At 68.0% G+C, this 5,053-nt stretch carries 4 protein-coding genes and 1 pseudogene; all 5 read left to right on the forward strand.

Annotated features, from left to right (window positions below; genetic code table 11):
• On the forward strand, positions 1 to 2,155 hold a 2,155-nt coding region (infB, locus tag RDM88_RS11745), incomplete at its 5' end, for a translation initiation factor IF-2 (RefSeq protein WP_308755017.1).
• Positions 2,156 to 2,201: 46 nt separating this feature from the next.
• A complete protein-coding gene (rbfA, locus tag RDM88_RS11750; RefSeq protein WP_308755018.1) occupies positions 2,202 to 2,543 on the forward strand; it encodes a 30S ribosome-binding factor RbfA in 342 nt (113 codons plus the stop codon).
• Between the two features lie 9 nt (positions 2,544 to 2,552).
• A complete protein-coding gene (locus tag RDM88_RS11755; protein ID WP_308755019.1) occupies positions 2,553 to 3,527 on the forward strand; it encodes a DHH family phosphoesterase in 975 nt (324 codons plus the stop codon).
• A 26-nt stretch (positions 3,528 to 3,553) separates the two neighbouring features.
• Complete coding sequence (truB, locus tag RDM88_RS11760; RefSeq protein WP_308755020.1) at positions 3,554 to 4,459, forward strand: tRNA pseudouridine(55) synthase TruB; 906 nt, start codon at positions 3,554 to 3,556, stop codon at positions 4,457 to 4,459.
• A 3-nt stretch (positions 4,460 to 4,462) separates the two neighbouring features.
• Positions 4,463 to 5,053, forward strand: a pseudogene (locus RDM88_RS11765) (riboflavin biosynthesis protein RibF); the annotation flags it as partial.

The raw sequence follows: 5,053 nt of genomic DNA on the forward strand, positions 1-5,053 counted from the left end.
CCGCCCGCAGCAGAATGGCAGGCCCCAGCAGGGCGGCCAGGGCCAGAACCGCCCGCAGCAGGGACGCCCGGCGCCCCAGCAGGGCCAGAACCGGCCGCAGCCGCCCCGCCCGGGCGCGCAGCAGCCGGCGCAGGCGCAGAACCGCAGCCAGCCGCCGCGCCAGCGCGGCTCCGCGACGGTGGATATGCGCGCCGGTTCCACGCAGGTGGAGCTCGACCGCTACAACGAGAAATACGACACCCTCGCCCAGCAGAAGGTGGGCAACCAGAACATGTCCGCGCAGAAGCAGAAGCTCACCCAGCGCAGCGCCGAGCGCCGCCGCGGCAAGCCGGTCATGTCCCGCAAGGAGAAGGAGGACGCCAAGATGCGCCGCCTTGAGCTGGAGCGCCAGCGCCGCAAGAACCTCGAGGTCACCCTGCCCGAGGAGATGACGGTCGGCGAGCTGGCCGCACGGCTGCACCTGACCGCCTCCGAGGTCATCAAGCGGCTCATGACGCTCGGCGTCATGGCCTCCATCAGCGACACGATCGATTACGACACCGCCGCGATGGTCGCCATGGAGATCGGCGCGAAGGTCGAAAAGGAGGTCGTCGTCACGATCGAGGACCGCCTCTTCCAGGAGGAGAAGGAGGAGGACGACTCGGCCCTCGCCGAGCGCCCGCCCATCGTCGTGGTCATGGGCCACGTCGACCACGGCAAGACCTCCCTGCTCGACGCGATCCGCAACACCAACGTGACCGAGGGGGAGGCCGGCGGCATCACCCAGCACATCGGCGCCTACCAGGTGATGGTCAACGACCGTCCCGTCACCTTCCTCGACACCCCCGGACACGCGGCGTTCACCTCGATGCGCGCCCGCGGCGCGCAGGTCACCGACATCGCGGTCATCGTGGTCGCGGCGGACGACGGCATCATGCCCCAGACGGTCGAGGCGATCAACCACGCCAAGGCGGCGGGCGTCTCGATCATCGTGGCGATCAACAAGATGGATAAGCCCCATGCGAACCCCGACAAGGTGATGCAGGAGCTGACCGAATACGAGCTGGTGCCCGAGGCGTGGGGAGGCGACGTGCCCTGCATGCCCGTCTCGGCCAAGAGCGGTGAGGGCATCCCCGACCTGCTCGAGATGATCCAGCTCGTCGCGGACACGAGCGAGCTCAAGGCCAACCCCGACCGCATGGCGCGCGGAACCGTCATCGAGGCCAAGCTCGACAAGGGCCGCGGCCCCGTGGCGACGATCCTCGTCCAGACGGGCACGCTGCACGCGGGTGACGCGGTCATCGCGGGCAGCACCTTCGGGCGGGTGCGCGTCATGCTCAACGACCGCGGCGAGCGGGTGGAGGAGGCCGGCCCCTCGACGCCGGTGGAGATCACCGGCCTGGACGACGTGCCGGAGGCGGGCGACGTGCTCAACGCCGTCGAGGACGAGCGGCTTGCCAAGGAGCTTGTCGAGCAGCGCAAGCACGAGCAGAAGGAGGCGCAGTTCAGCGCCTACGAGAAGGTCACCCTCGACAACCTCTTCAGCCACATCTCCCAGGGCGACGTCAAGGAGCTGCCCGTCATCGTCAAGGCCGACGTGCAGGGCTCGGTCGAGGCTGTCAAGCAGTCGCTTGAGAAGCTCTCGAACGAGGAGGTGCGCGTCAAGGTCATCCACGGCGCGGTCGGCGCCGTCAGCGAGAGCGACGTCATGCTCGCCGACGCGTCCAACGCGATCATCGTCGGCTTCAACGTCCGCCCCGACCCCGTCGCCAAGGAGAACGCCGAGCGCGACGGCGTCGAGCTGCGGTTCTACCGCATCATCTACGACGCAATCAACGACGTCGAGACGGCCATCAAGGGCATGCTCGCGCCCAAGACCCGCGAGGTCGAGCTCGGCCGCGCCGAGGTCCGCCAGGTCTACAAGATCACCGGCGTGGGCACCGTCGCCGGCTGCTACGTGCTCGAGGGCAAGATCACCCGCAACGCGGAGATCCGCGTCGTGCGCGACGGCATCATCATCGCCGACGACAAGCTCGCCTCCCTCAAGCGCTTCAAGGACGACGTCAAGGAGGTCGCGAAGGGCTACGAGTGCGGCACCGGGCTCAACAAGTTCAACGACATCAAGGAGGGCGACATCTTCGAGGCGTATGAAATCGAGGAATATCGCGAATCCTAACAGCGCGGGGCCTTCCCCGCGAATGTGACCGGAAGGAGGGCTCGTTATGGGCTCTTACAGGGCTTCCAGAACGGAAGAGGACGTCAAACGGGAACTGAGCGACATCATGCGTTCCCTCAAGGACCCGCGCATCACGGGGCTGCTGTCGATCGTGAAGCTCGACCTCTCGAAGGATTTGAGCTCCTGCAAGGTCTATATCAGCTCGATGGACGGCCTCGAGGCGGCCAGGAGCGCCGTCAAGGGGCTCACGAGCGCGGCCGGCTTCATCAAGCACGAGCTGAACAGCCGGCTCAAGCTGCGCAGGCTCCCCGAATTCAGCTTTGTGGCGGACGATTCGATCGCCCACAGCGCGGATATCGCAAAGATGTTAAACGACCTGCAAAAATGAGGTGACGACATGGGAACCAGCAGACCTGTGGACGCGCGGGAGGCGGCCGGGATGATCCGCGGGGCGGACAATATCGTGATCCTCTGCCACCAGAAGCCGGACGGCGACACGCTGGGCAGCGGCTTCGCGCTGCTCTACGCGCTGCGCGCGCTCGGCAGGACCGCGCGGATCGAGTGCCCGGACGGGTTCCCGCCGCGCTACTGCTTCATGTATCCCGGCTTTACCGGGGAGGACCAGCCGGCGTTTGACCCCGGGCTGGTCGTGGCGGTGGACATCGCGGACCTGCAGCTTCTGGGGGAACTGCGCACGCGGTACGAGGGGAGGATCGGCCTCTGCGTCGACCACCACCCCTCCAACACCCGCTACGCGGAAAACCTGCTGCTCGACACGGACGCCGCCGCCACGGCGGAATCGATCTACTGCGTCATCCAGGAGCTCGGCGTGGGGATCGACTACCGCATGGCGGTGTGCATCTACACGGGGCTGGCGACCGACACGGGATGCTTCCGCTACTCCAACACGACCGCCCGCACCCACATCCTCGCGGCCGAGATGATGCGCACCGGCATCGACAGCTACCGCATCAACAAGATGATGTTCGAGACCAAGTCGGTCGCGCGCATGGAGCTCGAGCGCCGGGTGATGGACACGCTGGAATACCGCTACGACCACCGCATGGTGATCACCGTCATGACCCTGCGGGCGATCGAGGAGACGGGCGTGCCCGAGGAGGACATGGAGGGCATCGCGGCCGTCCCCCGGCAGATCGAGGGGGTGGACGTCGCGGTGATGCTCCAGCAGAAGGCGGAGCGGCGCTGGCGCGTCTCGATGCGCAGCAGCGAGCATGTGAATTCGTCCGCGGCGTGCGCCCGTCTGGGCGGCGGCGGACACGCCCGCGCGGCGGGCTGCACCCTCGAGGGGACGCTGGAGGAGGTCAAGGCCCGCCTGGTGGACGAGCTTCGGACCGAACTCACCCCCGCGTGAGGGAAACATAAGGGACAGGAATGCGTATGGCGGAACTGAACGGAATTCTTTGCATAGACAAGCCGGAGGGCTTTACATCGTTCGATGTGGTGGCGAAGCTGCGCGGGATCGCGGGCACCCGCCGCGTCGGCCACGCGGGGACGCTCGATCCGATGGCGACGGGCGTGCTTCCGCTTTTTTTCGGCCGCGCGACCAAGGCGTGCGACATCCTGCCCCGGCAGGACAAGCGCTACCTCGCGGATTTTAAGCTCGGCGTGACCACCGACACGCAGGACTCGACCGGCAGGGTGCTCCGCGAGCGGGACCCGTCGGAGGTCACGGAGGCGCGCGTGCGGGAGGCCGCCGCGCGGTTTACGGGAGAGATCCTGCAGGTGCCGCCGATGTACTCCGCCCTGCGGGTGGAGGGCAAACGCCTTTACGAGCTCGCGCGGCAGGGGGTGGAGGTGGAGCGGAAGGCCCGCCCCGTCACCATCCGTTCGCTCGAGGTGCTTTCGTGGGACGGGGCGGCCCACACCTGTCGGATCGACGTGCACTGCTCCAAGGGCACCTACATCCGCACGCTGGTGGCCGATATCGGCGAGGCGCTCGGCTGCGGCGCGGTCATGACCGGGCTGCGGCGCACGATGGCGGCGGGCTTCACCCTCGCCGACTGCGTCACGATCGAAGAGGCCGGGGGCCTCGCGCGGGAGGGCCGGTTCGGCGGGGCGCTGCTCCCGGTGGGCGCGGCCTTCGCGGGGCTGCCCAGGGCGCGGCTCGGCGAAAAGCAGGCGAGGATGTTTTTAAACGGCGTGCGCCTCGACCCGGCGCGCGTCGCCTGCCCCAGGGGGGAGGGCCCCTTCGCGGTCTATCTGGGGGAGGACCCCTTCCTCGGGATCGCGGAAGTGAAAAACGGGGAATTCCGGATGGTGAAACTTTTTACGCTGGAGGTGTAGCCCTTGCAGATCTTTCACACGATCGCCGAGGCGGCCCCGGCCGGCCGTTCGGCCGTCGCCTGCGGCTTTTTCGACGGGCTGCACATCGGGCACGCGGCGGTGATCGGCCGCGCCGTCGAACGGGCCGGGGAGGCGGGGCTCGTCCCCGGCGTCTTCACCTTTACGATCCACAGCGGGCATCCCGCCCGCAAATGCGACAACTGCGAGCTCATCACCGAGACGAAAAAGGCCCGCATGCTCGAAAAGTGGGGGGTGCGGCTGCTGCTCACCCCCGACTTCACCGATTTTTCCGATATGCCGCCGGAGGAATTCGTCGACGAGGTGCTCGTGCGGCGGCTCGGCGCGGCGGTCGTCTGCTGCGGTGACGACTACCGGTTCGGCCGGGGCGCCGCGGGGGACGTGCCGATGCTCAAGGCCCTTTGCGCGGCGCGCGGGGTCGAGGTGGACGTCGTCCCCGCCGTGCTGTGGGGGGGCGAGCGGGTGAGCAGCACCCGCATCCGCCGGCTGCTCGGCGAGGGGCAGGTAGAAACCGCCGGGGAACTGCTCGGGCGGGCGTTCGGCTACGATTTCACCGTCGTGCACGGCAAGCGGCTC

The organism is uncultured Anaerotruncus sp. (assembly GCF_902490045.1).
In the GTDB taxonomy this organism is placed as follows: Bacteria; Bacillota; Clostridia; order Oscillospirales; family Ruminococcaceae; genus Anaerotruncus.

Bases quoted from the DNA above. Each gene is read 5' to 3' on its own strand.
- truB (WP_308755020.1), top strand. From the start codon at position 3,554: ATGGCGGAACTGAACGGAATTCTTTGCATAGACAAGCCGGAGGGCTTT.
- rbfA (WP_308755018.1), top strand. From the start codon at position 2,202: ATGGGCTCTTACAGGGCTTCCAGAACGGAAGAGGACGTCAAACGGGAA.
- RDM88_RS11755 (WP_308755019.1), top strand. From the start codon at position 2,553: ATGGGAACCAGCAGACCTGTGGACGCGCGGGAGGCGGCCGGGATGATC.